This window comes from Nanhaiella sioensis (genome assembly GCF_046557775.1).
Classification (GTDB): domain Bacteria; phylum Bacillota; class Bacilli; order Bacillales; family SM2101; genus Nanhaiella; species Nanhaiella sioensis.
Map to the genome: position 1 here is coordinate 4,239,044 of NZ_JBKAEG010000001.1, position 18,302 is coordinate 4,257,345.

At 31.6% G+C, this 18,302-nt stretch carries 19 protein-coding genes and 1 pseudogene; 14 read left to right on the forward strand and 6 right to left on the reverse strand.

From position 1 onward, the window contains the following. The first annotated feature begins 161 nt into the window (after window positions 1-161). Window positions 162-971, forward strand: coding sequence for an aminoglycoside phosphotransferase family protein (locus tag V1503_RS19985; protein WP_410628892.1), 810 nt, complete (start codon window positions 162-164; stop codon window positions 969-971). A 146-nt stretch (window positions 972-1,117) separates the two neighbouring features. After that, window positions 1,118-1,654, forward strand: a complete 537-nt coding sequence (locus V1503_RS19990; protein WP_410628893.1) for an ATP-binding protein — start codon at window positions 1,118-1,120, stop codon at window positions 1,652-1,654. Between the two features lie 418 nt (window positions 1,655-2,072). On the opposite strand, the gene V1503_RS19995 is transcribed toward V1503_RS19990, so the two are convergent. Continuing rightward, window positions 2,073-2,525, reverse strand: coding sequence for a GNAT family N-acetyltransferase (locus V1503_RS19995; RefSeq protein ID WP_410628894.1), 453 nt, complete (start codon window positions 2,523-2,525; stop codon window positions 2,073-2,075). A 233-nt stretch (window positions 2,526-2,758) separates the two neighbouring features. Further along, on the reverse strand, window positions 2,759-4,078 hold the full coding sequence (locus V1503_RS20000; RefSeq protein WP_410628895.1) for an MATE family efflux transporter: 1,320 nt from the start codon (window positions 4,076-4,078) through the stop codon (window positions 2,759-2,761). A gap of 94 nt (window positions 4,079-4,172) precedes the next feature. Here V1503_RS20000 and V1503_RS20005 point away from each other — a divergent pair, with 94 nt between their 5' ends. The 3 genes from V1503_RS20005 to V1503_RS20015 all read left to right on the forward strand — a co-directional run bounded on the left by V1503_RS20005 (window position 4,173) and on the right by V1503_RS20015 (window position 5,904). Next, window positions 4,173-4,904, forward strand: a complete 732-nt coding sequence (locus tag V1503_RS20005) for a MerR family transcriptional regulator (protein ID WP_410628896.1) — start codon at window positions 4,173-4,175, stop codon at window positions 4,902-4,904. Window positions 4,905-5,311: 407 nt separating this feature from the next. Beyond that, window positions 5,312-5,509 (forward strand): helix-turn-helix transcriptional regulator, encoded by a 198-nt coding sequence (locus V1503_RS20010; RefSeq protein WP_214483154.1) that lies wholly within the window; start codon window positions 5,312-5,314, stop codon window positions 5,507-5,509. A 2-nt stretch (window positions 5,510-5,511) separates the two neighbouring features. Beyond that, on the forward strand, window positions 5,512-5,904 hold the full coding sequence (locus tag V1503_RS20015; RefSeq protein WP_410628897.1) for a hypothetical protein: 393 nt from the start codon (window positions 5,512-5,514) through the stop codon (window positions 5,902-5,904). A gap of 502 nt (window positions 5,905-6,406) precedes the next feature. Here V1503_RS20015 and V1503_RS20020 read toward each other — a convergent pair. After that, the gene (locus V1503_RS20020; RefSeq protein ID WP_214483156.1) at window positions 6,407-6,745 is read right to left on the reverse strand and encodes a hypothetical protein; all 339 of its coding nucleotides are present in this window, start codon (window positions 6,743-6,745) and stop codon (window positions 6,407-6,409) included. A 491-nt stretch (window positions 6,746-7,236) separates the two neighbouring features. On the opposite strand from V1503_RS20020, the gene V1503_RS20025 reads away from it, so the two are divergent. Beyond that, on the forward strand, window positions 7,237-7,692 hold the full coding sequence (locus V1503_RS20025) for a DinB family protein (RefSeq protein WP_410628898.1): 456 nt from the start codon (window positions 7,237-7,239) through the stop codon (window positions 7,690-7,692). A gap of 430 nt (window positions 7,693-8,122) precedes the next feature. Here V1503_RS20025 and V1503_RS20030 read toward each other — a convergent pair whose 3' ends face one another. The 3 genes from V1503_RS20030 to V1503_RS20040 form a co-directional block, all read right to left on the reverse strand. Next, complete coding sequence (locus V1503_RS20030) at window positions 8,123-9,157, reverse strand: acyltransferase family protein (protein WP_410628899.1); 1,035 nt, start codon at window positions 9,155-9,157, stop codon at window positions 8,123-8,125. A gap of 647 nt (window positions 9,158-9,804) precedes the next feature. Next, a complete protein-coding gene (locus V1503_RS20035) occupies window positions 9,805-10,479 on the reverse strand; it encodes an SOS response-associated peptidase (RefSeq protein ID WP_410628900.1) in 675 nt (224 codons plus the stop codon). Window positions 10,480-10,717: 238 nt separating this feature from the next. Further along, window positions 10,718-10,903 carry an aspartyl-phosphate phosphatase Spo0E family protein gene (locus V1503_RS20040; protein WP_214483160.1) on the reverse strand — a complete coding sequence of 62 codons (186 nt, stop codon included), beginning with the start codon at window positions 10,901-10,903 and terminating at the stop codon, window positions 10,718-10,720. Between the two features lie 391 nt (window positions 10,904-11,294). On the opposite strand from V1503_RS20040, the gene V1503_RS20045 reads away from it, so the two are divergent. The 8 genes and pseudogenes from V1503_RS20045 to V1503_RS20080 all read left to right on the forward strand — a co-directional run bounded on the left by V1503_RS20045 (window position 11,295) and on the right by V1503_RS20080 (window position 17,885). Then, on the forward strand, window positions 11,295-11,864 hold the full coding sequence (locus tag V1503_RS20045; protein WP_410628901.1) for a hypothetical protein: 570 nt from the start codon (window positions 11,295-11,297) through the stop codon (window positions 11,862-11,864). 129 nt (window positions 11,865-11,993) lie between these two features. Continuing rightward, entirely contained in the window at window positions 11,994-12,320 is a 327-nt protein-coding gene (locus tag V1503_RS20050) for a hypothetical protein (RefSeq protein ID WP_410628902.1), read from the forward strand. A gap of 428 nt (window positions 12,321-12,748) precedes the next feature. Beyond that, a pseudogene (locus V1503_RS20055) lies at window positions 12,749-13,522 on the forward strand (arylamine N-acetyltransferase). Between the two features lie 254 nt (window positions 13,523-13,776). Continuing rightward, the gene (locus V1503_RS20060) at window positions 13,777-14,235 is read left to right on the forward strand and encodes a VOC family protein (protein WP_410628903.1); all 459 of its coding nucleotides are present in this window, start codon (window positions 13,777-13,779) and stop codon (window positions 14,233-14,235) included. Between the two features lie 173 nt (window positions 14,236-14,408). Next, window positions 14,409-14,714 (forward strand): YciI family protein, encoded by a 306-nt coding sequence (locus tag V1503_RS20065; RefSeq protein ID WP_410629475.1) that lies wholly within the window; start codon window positions 14,409-14,411, stop codon window positions 14,712-14,714. 343 nt (window positions 14,715-15,057) lie between these two features. Further along, a complete protein-coding gene (locus V1503_RS20070) occupies window positions 15,058-15,222 on the forward strand; it encodes an HXXEE domain-containing protein (RefSeq protein ID WP_410628904.1) in 165 nt (54 codons plus the stop codon). 161 nt (window positions 15,223-15,383) lie between these two features. Then, window positions 15,384-15,473 carry a hypothetical protein gene (locus V1503_RS20075; RefSeq protein WP_410628905.1) on the forward strand — a complete coding sequence of 30 codons (90 nt, stop codon included), beginning with the start codon at window positions 15,384-15,386 and terminating at the stop codon, window positions 15,471-15,473. A 462-nt stretch (window positions 15,474-15,935) separates the two neighbouring features. Beyond that, on the forward strand, window positions 15,936-17,885 hold the full coding sequence (locus V1503_RS20080; protein ID WP_410628906.1) for a phospholipase D-like domain-containing protein: 1,950 nt from the start codon (window positions 15,936-15,938) through the stop codon (window positions 17,883-17,885). Window positions 17,886-18,302 lie beyond the last annotated feature (417 nt).

The following is an 18,302-nucleotide window of genomic DNA, read 5'->3' on the forward strand; positions in this document are numbered from 1 at the left end:
CTAATTTGTTATTTTATCAACAAAAGTGATAATATGTTGCAATATTTAACATAATACTAGTTAACCGATAACACCAAAATATTGGATTGTAACAATAATAGATCAACGAATATAAAAGTCAGTAATAAACAAATTTTAGAAATGATAATGGGGTAGAATGGATGATTAAAGGCAAACTAATTGGGCGTGGAAACACTGCTGATATATATTCTCTAGGAGACAACCAAGTTATAAAGCTGTTTAAGAATGATATTCCGCTTGAAATGATTGAACGAGAGTTTACAATGAATCGTATTATACAACCGACGAAGTTATCTATTCCAAAAGTATTTAAAATTATTAAAATCGACAATCTCTATGGCATTGTGTATGAATATATAGAGGGTCCTTCATTACTTGAACAAGTCTTATCCAATCCTTCAATGGATAAAGAAACTGCTCAAACTATTAGCGATCTACATGTTGAAATACATAATACAACAATTTCTGAAGAAGCTCCCTCGCAAAAGTTGATATATGAGCGAAATATTCAGCAATCAAACATATTGTCAAATATTATGAAAGAGCAAATAATAGATTATTTACACAAACTTCCTGATGGAAATTTCCTTTGCCATGGTGACTTTCATCCTGGCAATGTCATCACTTCATCAAATGGACTAGTAATTATTGATTGGATGACTGCTATGAGAGGAAATCAGGCAGCCGATGTAGCTCGTACTATATTAATCCTTAAATTTGGCATTATACCAGACAGTATACCCGAAAGGATGAGAGAAAGTTTTAACAGAGTTCGTTGTACATTATTAGACGAATACACAAATCGTTATCTTCATAAGTCAAATATGACAATAGAGCAAATTGAACAGTGGTTTCTTCCAGTGGCAGCAGCGCGATTAGTAGAAAGGCTTCCTATTGAGGAGAAAAGTGGACTATTAAAATATATAAAAAACCTACTTAAAATATTGTAAATTTTGTTTGACTATAAATTTAGCTACTAAACGAGAAACTGAAAATGTTATCCAAACTAGCGCTTTTCTGGATCAAATATTGACGATTATTTCACCTTAAATAAAGAGAAGTAGGTAAATTTACATAAAGGAATAGAGGATAAATAATGAAAAGAAAAATTCATATTTTGGGAGCTTCTGGGTCAGGAACTTCGACACTTGGTTCTTCATTATCAAAAGTTTTACCACATATACACCTTGATACAGATGATTACTTTTGGAAAACCAAATTCACAAAACAAAGGCAAATTCCTGAAAGAAGAAGGATGCTTCAGAAAGATCTATCGCAAAATGAAAGCTGGATTCTATCAGGTGCTGTGTGTGGTTGGGGAGATATGTTTATAAACTATTTTGATCTCGTAATATTTATATGGATCCCACAAGATATAAGGCTTGAAAGACTTAAGAAAAGAGAGTTTCAGAGATATGGAAATGAGATATTAGCTGGTGGGAGTAAATATGAACAATCTAAAACATTCTTAGAATGGGCTTCTTTATATGATAGTGCTGGACTACAAGTTAGAAGTAAAACTTTACATGAACATTGGATGGCAGAATTATCTTGTCCAATATTAAAAATTGAGGGAGATTGTTCAGTCAATGAACGAGTTAATCTTGTATATGATTATCTAAAATCTAACTAAATCTTTTCTTCAATAGAAATATGAGTATTCCTCAACAATATTCCGCAATTATCTATTAAATCTAATTGTAAATAATTTTTTTGTGCATTTCTTAGAGTCATAAAACGGTTCTTCCTACTTTATACAAATACATATAACCCCGACAAAACCTTAGAGCGGGGTTATATAGGATTGAAATACTTTATTGTAGACGAAAAATGTATTCACTTATTAGGTTAAGGTACGTTACTTAAATGGTGATGCTCCTTAACTTGGGCTGTTTTCGCATTGATTACGATTATTGCTTTTCGTTCTAATATATCAACAAGTATAAACATAGCGTTCGTGGTATCTTTGCTACTTTTACAATTATTAAGGTTGCATAAAGATCTTATGTCCATTTTCATAAAAATAGCAACAAAGTTTTACGAAAAGAGCATTAATTTTTGATATATTTTTTCATGTAAACACGGTTATCATCACGATTATACTCAGCCCATCCTAAATAAAGGTAGTAAGAAACATTCTCGGTCAATAATACATGTGTTGCTAACCGTATTTCCATATAGCCTCTGCTTTTTGCTTCTGATTCAGCGAATTCCAAGAGGCTTCGTCCTAAACCTTTTCCCTGAAAGTTAGGGTGTACCGCCACATTCGCTATAGTAGCATATTCATCTTCAAACATTAAAACCAAGCCACCAATTACCTCATTATTGGATTCAGCTACCCATACTGGATATGCTGCTATCTCCTCTTCATAATCAACAACCATTGGTGGAAGTTTTTCTGTGAATCTATTCAGATACACTGAGTAAGCTGCATCCATACAGCTTTTTAGACCTTTTGCATCGACAGCCTTAGCTTTTCTTACGATCCACTTACTTCTATTCATATTATAATCTCCTTACTGTAAATTGTTTGTGTTTTATCATAGACTAATAAAATGCTTTGAAGATGCATAATTGGTTTCTATTTATATACAAAAGCCTGACACTTTGATATTGTTCCCTCTATCTTTTATTTATTTCCCTAATATTCCAATTCTCTAGTTTTTGACCATTTATAAGAATATTTAAAATGGTTTTTAATGGTTGATAATTTCAAGAAAGTTGTAAACATTTATGGTTACTGTTCCACATTTAACTGTGATAGGTCTAACTTTTGAAAGTAATAGATAAAACCTATAGTTAATAATATTTCTGGAATTAATAACCCCAGTGTAATTCCTGTCACCTTAAATAACCAAATCATAGTATAACTAAATATTGGAATTAAAATGAACGTTCTTATAACAGCAATTGTTAATGATTCTAAAGGTCGATTTATTGATGTGAAATAAATAGATGATTGTATTCCTACATTGGATAATACAGCTGCAAAACCAACTCCTAAATATAACATGAAAGCCACCTTAATTAACTCAGCATTATCTAAGAAAAAAGGTAATCCAAACCATGTAATTGGAATAAGACCCACATAGAAAATAAATGCATATAGTGTGCTTCTTTTCAAGGAGAAAATGAAAAGTCTTTTCAAATCCATGTATTTTTTCTCGCCCATCAACCTTGAGGTTATGGGCTGTAATCCTGTTTGCGATCCTAAATATATCTTTGTTATAAATAATGTAAATATGGCAGAGGCTGCGTATGCTTCAAGATATTCATCTGGTAGGAATCTTAAAATCGATATATTAACAACATAAATCATGATTGATTCGATAAAGACACTCAAAAAGTCACTACTTCCGTTGTATAACACTCTCTTAAGTGCTTTGATGTTCTTCTTTGGAAAACTAATATTTATTGTTTTTGATTTAAATAATAGATAAAAGATATTTGCAATTAAATGGTAGCTGTGACTAATAAGAGTAGAGATAGCTAGTCCAATTACACCCTGATTGAAAACTACAACAAAGATGATATTTAAAGCAACATTCATTACTAATGTTATAATATTTACTTTAAAATTAAATTTGGGACTTCCATCGTTCATCACTAGGCTGTCTAAAACTACTGACAACATTTGTGGAAAAAAGGCAATGGATAGATATTTCAAATATTCTGTAGCTATAATATGATACTCACCAGACGCACCCAATAAACTTGCAACTTTACTTGCATTAATAGATGTGAAAATTGATAATGATGCTGCTATAGCCGAGAAAATGATGATGATAAAGTTTGCAGTTTGGTTAGCCTTATCAAATTCTTGTTTTCCGATAAGTAATCCAATATAGGAACCTAATCCAGAACTAAACATAAATGCGAAGGCAAATATGAAGAATAACATTGGATTTATTAATGTTATCGAAGCGAGAACTGCTGAACTGATAAAAGTTGCTGCTATAATGTGATCAGCGCTTGATGCAAGTGCCATGACCAATTTTGTCGTTATTACCCTATGGGAATACTCTTTGTAAATTTTAGTAAATTCTATTTTATTCATTTTTTTCACCTCAAGTAAAACCTTAAGGTGTTGACCAAGTCAACAGTCAATGATAATTATATGTTAAAATATTCCAATGGAGGTTGGCTTTCGTATGCATAAAAGATATAGAATGGGCCAAATAAGCAGATATATAGGAATTAGTAAAGATACGATCAGGCATTGGCAGAAAAAAGGGATTCTTGATATTAACAAGGATGATAATAATTACAATGTTTTTACAGATGAAGACTTTTTCAAAACCTTTAAAATTAATTTATATCGAGAATTGGGGATGAGAATTTCAGATATTAAGGAACTGTTAGATAAAGAAGATATTGATGAAAAAATAGACATCATTGGTAATTACATTAAAGAAATAGACAATGAAATAGAAAAATTGAGTTATCAAAGAAATGTGTTAAAGCGTGCAATAGACTTGCCAACTACTAGAAAATATCATTTTGAAATTATTAAGAAGACATTTAAGTTGAAGAAGGTGCATACAAATATTCCTCCGAAATTCTCAGATGGGGAATTTATGAAGGATAAACAAATTTTCATAACCAATTTAGGAACAAAGTCTTTAGAGAATCATGATATGTATATTGAAGTAACTAAGAATGCAGACGTTGTCTATACGGATGCCACTTTTATACATTTTTTCTATCCTAGAGAAAAGCTTGATGAGGGTAACAAATTCACTGAACGAATTATGCAGTTTGCATTGACAAAAAATCTTCAGTTAATGGGGGAAATTATAGAAATACATGATCTAAAACAGCTTTTAATCAATGATTTTGATTATATAGAATTCTATATTGCAGTAAGAGATAGTGGTGATTGATACTACTATTTATTGTAATGATGTAAACTAAACCGTTCAACGAAATGGCTCGGTTCCAGTAATAATACTTAGAGTGCAAAATTAGGTGGAGTGATTTAGTCTGAGAGAGAAAAAGCTTTTGTAAATCTTTTAGGAGCATTACTTTGTTTTATAGTATTTTTTTTTGGAATGATTTTCTCTACGCAATTTAAACTAATGTTTGTACTAGGGGTTTTGGGATTCAGGATTTTTATTTTTTTCAAGAATCTTTAAATAGAGCATTCAATGTGGCAGTTAATAACTTTTTAAATGGGTGTGGCTTATGAGCCTCATCTTGTCAGTATTTACATAAAGCTAGATTGACTTATATTCAAATTCAATGTAAAGTGAACTTGACGTAAAGTTAACTTTACATTGAGGGTGGTTGTGTGAAAAATAATATTAGGGAAATGCGTTCAAAACATAATTTTACTCAAGATGAATTGGCAGAACGACTAGATGTATCAAGACAAACGATTATTTCACTAGAAAAAGGGCGATACAATCCTTCAATTACTTTAGCCTTCAAGCTATCAAGAGTTTTCAACAGCAAAATTGAAGATATTTTTATTTATGAGGAGGAATAACGATGACAAGTAATAAAAAGTCAAAAGAATATCGAATTATCTATATATGTTCAGGTTTTTTATTGACTATATTGGGTATTTATTTAAACTATGAAGACATAGTAAAAGGTGAATTTCCTGATGCAATAATGTTACTTGCGTTGGGAATCAATCAGTTGCTTCTAGGATATTTATCACCTCATATTTTTCCTAAAGATGAACGGGCAAAAGAAATAATAGGGAAATCAATGACCATAAACTACTTCGTTCTATTCGCATCAATATTGGTTTTATTTCTAGCTACAGGTTCTTTTGGATTTTTAACCTTAGATGCAACAGAGGTGCTAATTTTACTTTTTTGCATCATGATAATTACTATTCCAGGAACAATGGTGATCTATTCAAAAATCATCTAGTTCATTTATTTGTAAACACAGAACTCTTCTTTTATTAGGAAATCGTTCTAGTTTTTATCCAATCCTTCTAATCCGGTATGTTAGTGTTTTGCAGAGCGAATAATACTAAATTAGTCGTTAATGATATAGTTTTGGTTTGCTATTATTAGGGGGAGTAATTGATGAGTGAAAATGCTAGGAAAGATTGTGAAATTTATCAATTTTGTGCTGAGAAATGTGATCACTACATAAGAAGAACTGAGCAACAAGTTGTTCTGGTTAGAATATACATACTCACCTTTGGGCAGATTTGCGCTTCATTTATAAGGCTAAATTGTGGCAAATGTCTACTTCCTCCAATGGTTATTAGGAAACTTAATAATTATTTGAGGGTATTAAAGGATACAAACAATCATATTTCTTTCATTTAATTTACACAATGGAGTAAAAAGTACATTATAAAGAAGAAAACCTCTCAATTTATTACTGAGAGGTATCCTTTATTAACCATGGAAATAGATTATTATTCAACTCTTGTATTTGGATCACCGATGGATAATCCATATTCTAACCTACAAGGTTCATTATCAGGAGTATTTATGCAAGTGGCTGAAATTTCACGCACATGATTACCAGCTAAAACAGTAGCATCAATGCCATTTAGTGTTACCGAAGTTGAGTCGATAAGACCTGTCATCGTAATTTCTACTTCACAACCTTCTGAAAGGGCTTCTACATATATAGAAACTGGCTGAGCGAAATCCATTGTTTTGAACAACGTGGATGTTGGGTTTGTGTTTTTATCTAGACTTAACAATTTAAAATTATATGCTATATTTACAGGATTTCTGAAAATTGTCAAATATATCACCTCCTTATCATTAATAGAATATGAATGAGAATTCAAGATGCTTGTACAAATGACTTGATTAATTCAATTGTTTTATCCAATATAAGTGAGAGGCTAAGAGTCTATGTAGAAGCAAAGGTTGAATTTAAAGTTGGAAAAATATGAAGGATGCACAAGCTATTTGTTTACATCTTACACGTTAGAATCAAATAGGAAATAAAATATAAGGTGGTAGGTGCTTTTTAAACATAAGAAATGCATCTTTGAGCAGAAGTGATTCGAATAGAATTCCATATAAGCTGAGGAACAAATATTTACACTTAATGGATTTACTAGAGAAACAAAATACGTGACAAAATGTCTTTCTTAGTAATGTTTTTTTCAGCAATAAATTCCGATGCTCTCGAATGAAAAACCAAGCTGATACATTACTGGGATATTATGTTATTATTAGATCGTATAATAATTTGGCAAGTAACAGGAGAATGAAGGAGAGGGAAGTTTTGAGAGAAGATCAATTATTTGAACAAATGAAAATGTGGCGTAAATGGTCTGTCCAACTACTTTGCACAATTTCCGATGAAGTTGCTGACATAATTCCGCATGGTCATAATAACAGCATCCGCTGGAATGCTGGTCATATTTTAGTAGGTTGGGATCATACGATGTTTCCTGCTGTCAATGAGAAGAGACAATTGCCTCTTACATATCACGAAATGTTCCCAAGAGGTAGTAAACCACAAAATTGGACAGAACAACCCCCATCGATGGAAGAAATCATTAACAAACTGGAGGAACAACCAGATCTTATTGTAAGAGCATGTAAGGGACATCTTGATGACCCTCTTCATGAATCTTTTTTAGGCATGAAAACATTAGGAGACATGGTTGTTTTTCATATGAACCATGAAAATCTACACATAGGAATGATTAAAAGTATGAAGAATTTACTTGAGTAAAGATGACATAGTTAGCAAGTTTTTAAAAGCAATGATTTTTGAGATTGCTAAGGGCTGAAAAAACCAGTCCTTTTTGTTTTGAGACATTAGGAAAGCTTTTTTGTGTTTGATCAAATGGTATAATTCGTTCTAACAAAATGATGAATATGACATAGTTTGAATCACTTATATAAGTATTGAAATAAATAGTAAATGACAACACATACTTTCCTCAACATAAGAGATTTTTAATAATCGTTGTTATTGTCAGTTGATGCCACATTAGAAAAGGTGACATGATCTCTTTTAAAGTCAACCCCCAGAAAGTTATTCTTCATTTCTATATCTTAATAATGGCCTGTACTTAGTATTATTATCATTACCATTACCATTCATATAAAATCATCCTTCTTTAATCTTGAGAAAGAGTGCTATCCAGTCCTTGGCATACCTACCCTTTAATCTTGGTTTTTATTGTTTCCAATGGTGAAGTTAAGAATCTAGTGTATGATGCAAAAAATTTTGATCCTAGGAAAGCTGTGACTATTAAAGCAAGCGTAAGGTTAACGATAAACTGTGTATCCAGATTCCATTCGTTCATAAAGTTATTTTTTTTCCACATAAATACGAAGACTGGATGAAATAGGTAGATTCCTAGTGAACGGTCGCCCCATTTTGTAAGGATACATTTTTTGCCATTAATCACAATGAGTATTAGTATAGAAAGCCATGTAGATAATAGAAAGTGTGATAGTATTTTTGTTACATAGGTATCATTGTCTGACAAAAAACGTGATGTGCTATAACTTCCTTTATAAAGCCATTCCAAGTTAGGCGTAAATTCAGTAAAAAGAAACACACCCATCGCTGTAAGTAGCAATAAACCTTTTGCTATATTTGGAGATATGCTAGTGTAAAGTTTCTTTAACGCATTGTTAGACATAAAAAATCCAGCAAAGAAAAAAGGTGCAAATGTAATCGTACGCTGATAACTAAGTGTATAAGAAGAAAAATTAGGATAAAACTCTCTCGCAAAATTCACGAGGGGATCTGTGTATAGACGTGAAAAAAAGCTTATTAAAAGTATTAGGGTAAATAGAATTAGTTTACTAATATTGTTTGGGTTCAACTTTGCAATTATTCCCGCTAAGACATACCAAAAAGAAATACTAACGATATACCAAAGATGAAATCTTGGCTTCTCGTAGTTAAACCCTATCGTCTCGTACTCTCCAATGAAGTAGAAAAACAAGGTATATAATGTCTGAAAAATGATATATAACATTAAGAGATTGACAACTTTCTTCATTTGTATTCTTTTTGCTAAAAATCCACTTATGAACACAAAAAGTGGCATGTGAAACGCATAAATAAAAATAAAAGTTTGAAGATAATGCTCTTTATTTAATTCTAAGAAATGTCCAAATACCACAAGGAAAATTAGTATACCTTTCGTATTACTTAACTTTATATCCTTATCAAACAATACTGCCTCCCCCTAATTGCCGTGGACTTTATGTCTTTAAATATACCTGTCTAAAATGACTTTCCAGTGACTTGAATATGACAAATTAGTCACTTATGTTGAATCTGATATATTGTTTATAAAACTTAATCAGAAACGTGTTTTTCCTTTTCTTTATTCTAAACAATGAAATTTAAGCAATAGCGAGACCTTTACGGGTTTATCGTGTTATTTAAATAAGACAGACAGTTTTTATAACTTTTTGTGACTAAAGGTTGTTGAGTAGTATGGTACGAGGATAAGGGAACTGCATAACAGTGAAAATTTGTGAAGTTAAGCGACATCTCGACATTTAGAGGAATTTAGGTTGTGATAAGTCATTAGTTGTTTTGTTATACAAAAAAGAGCTTAGAGAAATATTGACTATTAGAGGGGACAGTAGTGGGTGAAAGAATAATGTTAAAGATTATTAAAATAAGAATTAGGTTGACGGTTCAATAGTATTATTATTGCATGGTAACATTGTAATTTAATCGGAAAATTTATTTTATACAGTTAGTAAAAAATGTGAAAAATCCATTCAATTCAACAATACACAAGAAATAGGGGAAGCCCCTAAAATAGGAGTTTCCCCAGAATCCATTTACAATTATCATTATGATGACTATTTAACATACTTGCTCTATTAAGTTAGGAGAGTTGTTCTTTGGCGAATTTACATCTGATGACACTTCAAAAGCTTCCATAAGTTCCTGGTCAAAAGGTATTAACAACTTCTGAAGATAGGCTGTATCATTTATAGATGGATCTAACCAAATTTTTTCATCATCTGGTTTTAGAATTACCGGCATCCGATTATGAATCGAGGACATTAGCTCGTTAGGATCGGTTGTGATGACTGTGCACGAATAAATAGTATGCCCATCTGGGGATTGCCAAGACTCCCATAATCCAGCCATTCCAAACGGTTCATCTGATTTAAGCTTAATACGCATAGGAATTTTGCGCTCTTGCGTCTTCTTCCATTCATAGAAAGAATCAGCAATAACTAAGCAGCGCTTCTTTTTATAAGCGTTTCGAAAACTATTTTTATCAGCAAGTGTCTCAGCTCTAGCATTAATCATTTTATAACCGATTTTCATATCCTTTGCCCAACGAGGGATGAAGCCCCATCTAAGATATCCAAGTCGATTCTTTTCACCGTCGTTGATTACAGTTACGACAGAATGTGAAGGAGCAACATTATAATTAAAGCGGTATTCATCTTCTGTAAAAGCTGCTTTGATGTCAAAGCGGTCAATAATCTGATCAAATTGAGTGAAAAGAGTAAACCTACCACACATCATATCACCTACATAAAATTATTACGACGATTGTAGCAAATATTGTAAAAATAGGCAAATAAATCATCTAATAAAACGAATGTCAAAATTACTTGAATAGGAGGTTTTTAATTCATTGAAGTCCAATATACTAATGAGTTGATAACTTGGATTGTTTTGTAAGAAATACACTGTAGGAGTTCTATAAAGGTGGAATAGATTATTTGAAAAATAGCAAATTAAATCATAGTTTACTAAATTATCTACAATTCTTATATTTATTCGTTATCATGAGCTGATATTTATACAGCAAATCATCTAGACGTTGACTGAGGTATTTTGTTTCACAGTGATTCAACCCTTTTTGAATGCCAGATGTAATCATTTCTGATCTTAGTTCTTCGATTTGTTGTAATAGCTGTGATTCGCGCTGATTGTTCATCATTGTATAAAAACACCTCAATAACTAAAATATGGATAAAGATAAGTAGACAATAATTATATAGATTAATAGATAACATTTAAATAGATGTAACAAAATTGTAACGTGGTAAATGTTTACATTTAAAAGGAAGAGAGGCCATAAGCGGGGGAACTGCTGTTAAGTAATGAAAAATAGTCAGCTTTTGAGAAGAGGGCTGTGAGTTAGATGCCTTAATGGCAGCCGGGTAAATGTAACATTAGAGGTGAATTAGCTATAAATTGAGTAAGGTGATTTGTTTTAAAAACGGGAAAAAATGATGAAGTTATTTTTTCCATTATTTTATCTATTGAACAACTATAGCACCTCCATTATAGTCGAATTATCAGATTAAATATGAGGTGGCATGCAAAAAGTGAATCAGACAAGGTATGAATCATTTAAGGCTTTAATAAATAACAATATGAAAAATTATGGACAAAAACTACTTATAAGTTTATTAATGATATCTGTAATAATTAACTACGTCCAATACAATAAGAATCAGGATCAAGATGATTTATTACGTGATTTTTACATGGAATATATCTCTGATATTTTTTCTATAAATAGAAGTTTTTCTTATCTTGAAAATTTAAATATAGAAGAATTGAAAGATGCTGAACGTTCTTATTCTCAAATGTTGCAGTACATTTCTAAATTGGCACGTAGTGATAAAATAAATGCAGAATTTGAAACAGAACTACTCATAGATAAAGCGTACGGTCTAGTAAAAAAGTTATATTCAAAAACTCAATCAGGAACACCCTTCACTGAAGAAGATTTGTTAGAAATTAAAGAAATAAACAAATATTTCGAACTTTTCTCTAGAGGAACCGACTATGACATAAGAAATAAGTCCTTTAAGGAGCTTAAAAAAGAGCTATACAATAGAAATCATAGATTAATAGATGTAAGGTATGGCAAACCTCCAGCCAAAAATTAAAGTTTGCTTAGTACATATTAACACACTGCCTAAATGCACCCCGTCTTAATTATGTGACGGGGTGCATTTTTGAAGTATTTCGCTTGGTAAAGTCATTTAATGAACAACAGAAGAATGAAAGGGAGATGGTTGAAGAACACGAGCTTAAGATTATCAAATGGTTATGCATGGTTTTATGTAGCTGGGTATGTGTGGGCAGTATCATTGTTTATAGGCTATGCTCTTCCACAAAACTACACAATAGTAACTGGTACTGTGAATAATATATCAAATCTTTCATTCCGTTCATCCGATTTCTGGGATGGCATAATCTTATTAGTCATAACATTAGTTCCTCTGCCTTTATTAATAAGATTTTGCTTAAAAGAATTAAAGAAACGACGTAGTAATAATATGAGTAATGTTAAAAAGGTAAATATTGTTAATGATGCTAGATTAGTTTTTAATTTCGAGTAGGTACTTTATACTTTCTAATTTCACTGTTTATCATAAATAATAATCATTTGAATACTAATAAAGTTCCAATAAAAATCCTGTCGGTATATTGTCAGGATTTTTTTCTTAATCAGCAAACAGTGTAATAATATAAGAATATGAGTTTAATAATAGCAAGATTACTATGATTGACTGACCATATAATACGGATACCTTTCTAAAAGGTGGGTGTCTTTATTTATATTTAGGAGAATTATTTAGAGATGAAAAGAAAAGGCAGGAAGTAGAAGTTACAACTAAAGTCGTAAAAAGGATAGACCTAATTTACGAGGCAATTCATTTTACATAATGTTAACCTCGACTATAAGAGGATAATCTAATTCTTTCTTTGGCAATAAAATACGCTATTACCTGTAAATTTGGCTTTTACTAGTTTGGAGGTAAGGGTTATGAACAATGCTAAATTGATTGATAATGTTTTAGGTTTTCTTTCGGTAAAAAGAGGTGATGTCAATCTAGAGTTGTTAAACAAGCTAGTAAAGAATCACCAAAAGAAAGTTAAATGGGAAACACTTACAAAAATAATTGATTGGGAAAAGGGAGAATGAAATGGTAATTTTTTACCATCTGTAGAGACTTACTTTGAACGTGTCATAGAAAAAGGGATGGGAGGTACTTGCTGGACCCATTCTGTAGGGTTTCGCTGACTTCTTTCAAAGCTTGGATTTTCAGTTCATTATGTTTATATGGATCCAGGACATTTATGTTTACGTGTAGATCTAGACACAGCATATTATATAGATGTTGGTTATTGTGCTCCTTTGTTTCAGTCATACCCAATGTTTGAATCTTTTCAGGTATTAGATGAGAGAGAACAATTTAACTACGTTGTTTCTAATGAAATGATAAAAGTTGAAAGAAAACCAGGTCCTACTAAGACTTTGAATCCAGAACCAGTTGAATTAAGAGATTTACAACATATAATTAAACCCTCTAATAATTGGAAGGCTTCTCCTGTTTTAAGAGAGATACAAGTTTTTGGTTCCATTGATGGTGTTCCTACCCATTTGAAAAATAATATTATTAAACGATATTTCAAGAATGGAAAAATAGAGTGTGAAATAAATGAAGAAGAAAGAGAAGAGCGGGTAATAGGTCGTTTTGAAATTGATAAATCCATATACCTTAATGCCCTTAGTGTGTATAAAGAAATGATGAAATAGATTTGAAACTTCTTAATTCGACTAAGTTTATTTGAAAATAATTACGATTGTACTCTTAGTCAATTTTGTAAAATAAATGCTTTCACTATATAGGTTAATCGTTCACAATAGGGCTCACTTTAGTAATAGAGGAGATGGTTGTGTACAGTAAGAATACTTCTGTGTATTTTAATATTCAATACAGAACAATGGACAATTTTATACATTTTATAGATATTTACAAACAATTAAATAGTAAAATTAGGAGGGATTTAATGTTTCCAGGGACTTTATATGAGACTCACGTTAAAACAAAACACCTAGATAAGGCCATTTCTTTTTACAAAAAATTAGGAATGGATCTGGCGTATACTATAGAAGATCGAAGGGTTGCCTTTTTTTGGTTTGACAAAAATCATAAAAAAGAGCAGATGCTAGGTGTTTGGGAAGTACCAGATGTTGATTTCAATAAAAGCCACTTTGCGTTCAGAATTAGCTATGAAGATATGTTGAATGCACGAGAATGGCTCCTTGATCGTGGAATTAGTCCAAGAGCTGCCTTTGGACTTGAGTCAACGGAACCTATCGTCCATACGTGGGTACCCACAGCAAGCCTTTACTTTTATGATCCAGATGGTAACTCATTGGAATTTTTGTGTCTGCTACCTGAAAAGAAAAAGGTAAGTAATGATGTGATGTATTTAAGTGAATGGGAACAGATTAGTCTTGAATGAAATTAATCACTACATTTTCAGTTTTTTAAAGTTTTAAAAAAGATGGACCGTATTATATAGTAAATTACAGTAATAAGATTTCTAGGTGACTAGTTGATAATAATAAAACTAAAAATACGTTCCTAATGTACAAAGCTTTAATAAAAAATTAAAGGGAGGTTACGCATATTTCTATAAAACAATATTTATATAAGCTCAGCTTAAAACCTACTCTATTAGACGAAGAGAATTGGACTGATAGAGAACATCATATTATACAAGAACATTTCGACATGTTACAGCGGTTACTTGAAGAAGGAAAGGTGATATTAGCAGGGAGAACTCTTAATATGGATTCATCGGGTTTTGGCATTGTCATCTTAGAGGTAGCATCGGAGGATGAAGCGAAAAAAATTATGCAAGACGACCCTGCTGTTAAGGAAAAAATAATGACAGCAGAGCTGTTTCCATATCGAGTCGCCTTATATAGAAATAAATAAACAGCTTTATAACGATGAAAACAAATCATTCCTATTGTTCAAACAATCTACTTTTCAAAACAAGCACTATAAAAAAGTAATAGGATATTCATAGAAATCTTTATAAGTAGTAATTTGTAAATTATTTTACAACATATGGGTGTATACACTGAATCATCATTAATAAAGGCTTTTGTCGTAAACTTTGTTACTAATTTAATGAAAATGGACTTTATGATGCGTTATAAGAAGAGCTCATTAATTGTAAAATAAGATGCAACAAACGCTAGATGTATACGTGCTTATATCTTATAACGTTATGCAACAATCAATGCGAAAACAGCCTAAGTAAAAAGGAGGAAATATGGATCTAGAGTTATCTAATGCTATATGGTTATTCGTTGTAATATTTATGCTCCATGATTTTGAGGAGATTATTACAGTTGAACAATGGGCGAATAAATATCAACATAAAGTAACTGGGAATAATATTTGGATCAAAAAAAGATATGGCAATTTTGGAACTTAAACTCTAATAGTTTTGCAAAGAGAGATGTCATTATTTTCATCATCATGTGTAGTATTACATTTATCAAAATTCAGTTTTTACATGGCTCATGGAGCTCAATTTTGTATTTGTAATTTATAGTTTTTGTCTTAATACATAACATTGTCCATGTTTTGCAAACGTTGGTACTAAGAGCATATACCCCAGGTTTATATACAGCTATCTTTCTAGTAACCCCTTATATTATTTACCTACTAAGCCGTTTGTTATAGAACGTTTTTTATACTCCTTGAACAAGCATACTTTATTCGAGCTTACGCTTTGTTATATTCTTTTTTAAAACGAGAACTACATTTTTGTAATACCAACATTAAAGTGATTATTTCCTAGTGATGAGAAAATATTAATAGAAAAATGTGTAAAACTTAAAATCTAAATTTCTTATTTTCTTTATTAAGAAATTAGGTTTTTTATTTTTATCATCATCTTAAAAAGATAACTCCTGACCATCATTAATATTAGTTAATACAGTATTAAACAACTCCAAAAGTAGTATGACTTGTTTCACTATAAAAAACACATTGAACTTTAAAGAAAATACTTAAGAAGGAATTGAAACTTCCTTTATACAGGAGATTTACAATATTTTTTTCGTGGTTAACACTATAAAAACCATGGTAATATTAATGTGTGAGTGTAATGTATTCTAACATCCAGAAAGGACGATGAGGGGAATGGATAGACTAATAAAGAAATTATTAATTGTTACATTAATCTTCACTATAGTTTCACCTTCTTTTCAAACAGGATTTGCAGCTACACAAGGGGAAGTAGTAATAAACGAAATAGCTTGGATGGGCACCAATGTAAGCAGTAATGACGAATGGGTTGAATTATACAATAACACAAACACAACGATATCAATTGACGGTTGGACATTGAGTTCGACTGATGGTACACCTACAATACATTTAAATGGGGATATTTCACCTAATGGATATTTCCTTTTAGAGAGAACAGATGATAGTACAGTTTCAAGTGTTGTGGCTGATATTGTTTATACAGGAGCTCTAAGCAATACAAGTGAAATTTTAGAATTAAGAGATGACCAAAATAACTTAATAGACTTAGTAGATAATTGGTATGCTGGAGATAGTAGTACAAAGGCTACGATGGAAAGAGTTGATTCAACAGTTAGCTCAATTGCTTCAAATTGGAAGAGCTCTACTACGGCTTATGATGAAGGTTTAGGAACACCAAAGCAAAAGAACTCTATTGAAACAACTGAACCATCAGGTTGTAATACTACTGATGAGCAATTAAACAATGTTTCTAATGAGATAGGTGCTATTAATGTATATTTCAATAAATGTGCAAATGTAGAAGATGCAATTACTGGAAATCTAGCAAACTACAATGTTAATTTAGAAAACAGGTTGATTCAACGCTTAAATGAGGCTACAACGAGCATAGATATGGCAGCCTATGAAATTAATTTACCTAGAATTGTAGATGCTTTAATTGGGAAAGCTGCTGAAGGAGTAGAGATTAGGTTTATTGCAGACGCTAAAGATAGTGATGACCCGAACAACTTAGAACGTTTTCAAACAATGAGGTTGTATGTAGAGAAAATGGTTAGAGGACTAGATGGAGTAATTGGTACACCAGATGATATACGTGTATTCTCAGATTCACCAATGTTTGTTGTTGAGGATCTAGTCAAGCGAGCTGAATTTGGTTTACCTTCTGATTTTACCGACTTTCCGGAAGTAACAGTTCAAGTTGGAAATACAAATGAAACTGGCTATTTATTCGTAGAAGCTGAACAAAAAGATATTAACTCATACTACTCTCCTAATACTCAAATGCACAACAAATTTGCAGTAGTGGATGATAGTTGGGTGTTTACAGGCAGTTGGAATTATACTGTTACCGGTTTGTATGGTACGGAGGAAAATATGCAAAATGGAATCTTAGATGGAAATCAACAACATGTAGTTGAAGTGAATAGTCCAGAACTGGCAAGTATCTATGAAGTTGAATTTAATGAAATGTGGGGGAGTACTTCACTTATCCCAGATCCGGTAAATGCTAATTTTAATACTCGGAAAGCGGATAATACTTCCCATAGTGTGAATATAAGTGGAAAAACGATAGAAGTCTATTTTTCATCTGGTGATAATGCATTAGGTCGCGTTCAAAATATTATTAAGAACGAGGCAGATCACAGTGCCTACTTTACAATTTTTGCTTGGAGTGACCAATCTATTCTGGATGAACTGAAATATAAATGGGAAGGTTCTTATACTGATTTAGTTGGTTCATTAACCGGGTTCGATGTGAAAGGCGTCTTTGATTCGAGTTATTGGAATCAGTGGTGGTCAGCAAGTGTCGATATGACAGGTAGAACTGCAACACAGTCAAGTGTTGGAAATCCAAATACACGTTGGGCAAACCCTGCACCAGTGTATCAAGACAATGAATCTAGAAAACTACACAGTAAAACAATGTTGATTGATGCGAATTCTACAAGTGACCCTACTGTGATAATTGGTTCAACTAACTGGAGTGAGAACGGTAATAACGTGAATGATGAGAATATGCTTATTATTCACGACGAAGCGATTGTAAATCAATTTCTTCAAGAATTCAATGCGCGCTACGAAAATGCGAGTGGATTTTAGCTTATAAGCCTCGTTTCGTAAACAATGTTGCTAGATTATTTATGATTTTCATCGTCTTAGAAGAAAAGTTGAGTTTCTTAGTAGCTAAAACAGTTAATAGATAAAGTTTAATTGCCCTTGTAGAAGATAAGAAATTTTTATCTACTATAAGGGTATTCGATTATATATGATCAAAGGGAAACTATTTACCAATAGTTATCATATCAATGTCATTATTTTATTTTTCGTTACATGTAATCTACATATGATTTTACTTGTTGAGGTAGGCTACCTAAATAAAAAGTACGATCTTTGGAGCTAAACATAAAAATTCGGTTAACATATATGCATCTTCTATGAATTACTCAATTTTCTAGGTAATGAAATTCAAATATTTGCATATGACTTAACAATTAATTTAATTAGGAGGACATCGCT

What these genes read in the sequence shown, in the direction of transcription:
- V1503_RS19985 (WP_410628892.1), top strand. Translation starts at nt 162, where the DNA reads ATGATTAAAGGCAAACTAATTGGGCGTGGAAACACTGCTGATATATAT.
- V1503_RS19990 (WP_410628893.1), top strand. Translation starts at nt 1,118, where the DNA reads ATGAAAAGAAAAATTCATATTTTGGGAGCTTCTGGGTCAGGAACTTCG.
- V1503_RS19995 (WP_410628894.1), bottom strand. Translation starts at nt 2,525, where the DNA reads ATGAATAGAAGTAAGTGGATCGTAAGAAAAGCTAAGGCTGTCGATGCA.
- V1503_RS20000 (WP_410628895.1), bottom strand. Translation starts at nt 4,078, where the DNA reads ATGAATAAAATAGAATTTACTAAAATTTACAAAGAGTATTCCCATAGG.
- V1503_RS20005 (WP_410628896.1), top strand. Translation starts at nt 4,173, where the DNA reads ATGCATAAAAGATATAGAATGGGCCAAATAAGCAGATATATAGGAATT.
- V1503_RS20015 (WP_410628897.1), top strand. Translation starts at nt 5,512, where the DNA reads ATGACAAGTAATAAAAAGTCAAAAGAATATCGAATTATCTATATATGT.
- V1503_RS20035 (WP_410628900.1), bottom strand. Translation starts at nt 10,479, where the DNA reads ATGTGTGGTAGGTTTACTCTTTTCACTCAATTTGATCAGATTATTGAC.
- V1503_RS20040 (WP_214483160.1), bottom strand. Translation starts at nt 10,903, where the DNA reads ATGATGAACAATCAGCGCGAATCACAGCTATTACAACAAATCGAAGAA.
- V1503_RS20060 (WP_410628903.1), top strand. Translation starts at nt 13,777, where the DNA reads ATGTTTCCAGGGACTTTATATGAGACTCACGTTAAAACAAAACACCTA.
- V1503_RS20070 (WP_410628904.1), top strand. Translation starts at nt 15,058, where the DNA reads ATGGATCTAGAGTTATCTAATGCTATATGGTTATTCGTTGTAATATTT.
- V1503_RS20080 (WP_410628906.1), top strand. Translation starts at nt 15,936, where the DNA reads ATGGATAGACTAATAAAGAAATTATTAATTGTTACATTAATCTTCACT.